This is a genomic window from Nocardia sp. NPDC004722 (genome assembly GCF_053601505.1).
This window is the reverse complement of the sequence record NZ_JBSGBY010000971.1, coordinates 1-1979: the sequence shown is the minus strand read 5'-3', so window position 1 is coordinate 1979 and position 1979 is coordinate 1. Positions and strand designations below refer to the sequence as shown.

The window sequence follows — 1979 nt, the reverse complement described above, 5'->3', positions numbered from 1 at the left end:
CGACAGCGCGGCGAACCGCCGTTGCACCGCGAGGGGCGCGCCGCCGATCGTGGTGGCCTCGATACCCGTCACCCGGCCGTCCTCGACGACGAGTCGCGTTGCGCGGGTGCCGGTCTGGACGCGAACCCCGCGCCGCGCCGCCGACTCGGCGAGCGGCCCGAACAGTTTCTTGCCCGACACCCCGCGCCCGTGCGCGCGATGTCCGCGCTGCCGGGGCGTCGCCAATTCCCGGAAGCCCCCGGAGTTTTCGCTGCCCGAGTAGTAGAGGTAGTAGTCGTCGGTGGGGTACGAGGTCTTGAACGGGCACAGTGACGGCTGGAACGGCACGCCATGACTGCTCAGCCAGTCGATCATGGCCGGGGATTCCTCGCAGAACCGCCGCAGCGTCCGCTCGCTGACCGTGTCGCCGACCTCGGCCCGCAGGTACGCCAGCATGTTCTCGGCATCGTCGTCGACTCCGGCGGCCCGCTGCACCCAGGTGCCGCCGCCCGCGTAGACGATCCCGCCCGACAGCGCGGTCGCCCCGCCGCCGAGGTACCGGTCCAGCGCGAGCACGTCGGCCCCGGATTCCCGCGCGGCGAGCGCCGCCGCCACACCCGCGCCGCCGTATCCGACGACCACCACATCGGCCGAAGAGTCCCAGGTCCGCACCGTTGCGACCGCCTTCCCGAACGAACATAGCCAGTTGCCGAGAACTATAACGTGTTCTAAAACGGGGTGTTGTGTCATGCACGGGACCGCAATGCCGGTTACCGTCGGACGGGTGGCCAGCAAGTCAGCTGCCCCGGCGGTCGAGCTACCCGTCGGTGAGCACACGGTGCGCGTGTCCAATCCGGACCGGGTGTACTTCCCGGACACCGGGGCGACCAAGCTCGACCTGGTGCGGTACTACCTGAGCGTCGGCGACGGCATCGTCAACGCCCTGCGCGACCGGCCCTGCATGCTGCATCGATTCCCCAAGGGCCTGCCCGGCGGCAAGGTGCATCAGAAGCGCATCCCGGGTGGAGCGCCGGACTGGATTCCGACCGTGCAGCTCTACTTCCCGCGCTACGGCCGCACGGCCGACGAGGTGTGCGTGGAGAAGCTCGCCGACGTGATCTGGGCCGTGCAGATGTCCACCGTCGAGTTCCATCCTTGGAACTCACGGCGTTTCGACACCGAACGCCCCGACGAATGGCGCATCGACCTGGACCCCATGCCGGACTGCCCGTGGTCGCGGGTGCAGCGGGTGGCGGAGGTCGCGCACGAGGTGCTCGACGATCTCGGCGCGGTCGGCTGGCCGAAAACCTCCGGCGGCAAGGGATTGCACATCTATGTGCGCATCGCCCCGGACTACGGCTTCCAGGAGGTGCGCCGGGCCGCACTGGCCTTCGCCCGCGAGGTCGAGCGCCGCGCCCCGGCGGACGTCACCACCGCGTGGTGGCGCAAGGACCGCGATCCGGCGCAACTGTTCGTCGACTACAACCAGAACGCCCGCGATCACACCATCGCCGCGGCCTACTCGGTGCGCGGCGTCCCGGCGGCGACGGTCTCGACTCCGGTGCGCTGGAACGAGATTCCCGATATCGCCCCCGCCGACTTCACCATGAAGACCGTGCCCGCCCGCTTCGCCGAACTGGGCGATCTGCACGCGGGCATCGACGAGGCGGTCTTCGATATCGCACCGCTGCTCGAGTGGGCCGACCGCGACAAGATCGACGTCGACCTCGACGAGGACACCGACTAGCGTTCGTCGGCGCGGAAATAGCCGCGACAGCAGAATTGCAGGTCCAGCTGCCCGTGGGGTTCGGCGTAGCCGTCATGGAGCATGTTCTCGGTGGGGGCGATGTAGGCCTCGCCCGGATGAATGGCGATCTTCGTGACCGGATAGCGCGGGAAGACCTCCATGAAGCGTTTCCCCAGGCCGCTGCGTGGGCTGTCCGCGTCGTCGAGCAGGCCGCGTTCACGGAGCGCGCGCTCCATCACATGCAGGGGAGCGT

At 69.1% G+C, this 1979-nt stretch carries 3 protein-coding genes; 1 reads left to right on the top strand and 2 read right to left on the bottom strand.

Features of this window, described 5'->3' with window-relative positions; translation table 11 throughout:
• Nucleotides 1–651: FAD-dependent oxidoreductase (locus tag ACWELQ_RS44720; protein WP_452403025.1), on the bottom strand; the 651-nt coding region annotated here is incomplete at its 3' end.
• Nucleotides 652–742: 91 nt separating this feature from the next.
• On the opposite strand from ACWELQ_RS44720, the gene ligD reads away from it, so the two are divergent.
• Complete coding sequence (ligD, locus tag ACWELQ_RS44715; protein ID WP_452403026.1) at nt 743–1726, top strand: non-homologous end-joining DNA ligase; 984 nt, start codon at nt 743–745, stop codon at nt 1724–1726.
• Here ligD and ACWELQ_RS44710 read toward each other — a convergent pair.
• The coding region (locus ACWELQ_RS44710; protein WP_452403024.1) for a hypothetical protein at nt 1723–1979 on the bottom strand (257 nt) is incomplete at its 5' end. The two genes, ligD and ACWELQ_RS44710, sit on opposite strands and share 4 nt — an antisense overlap.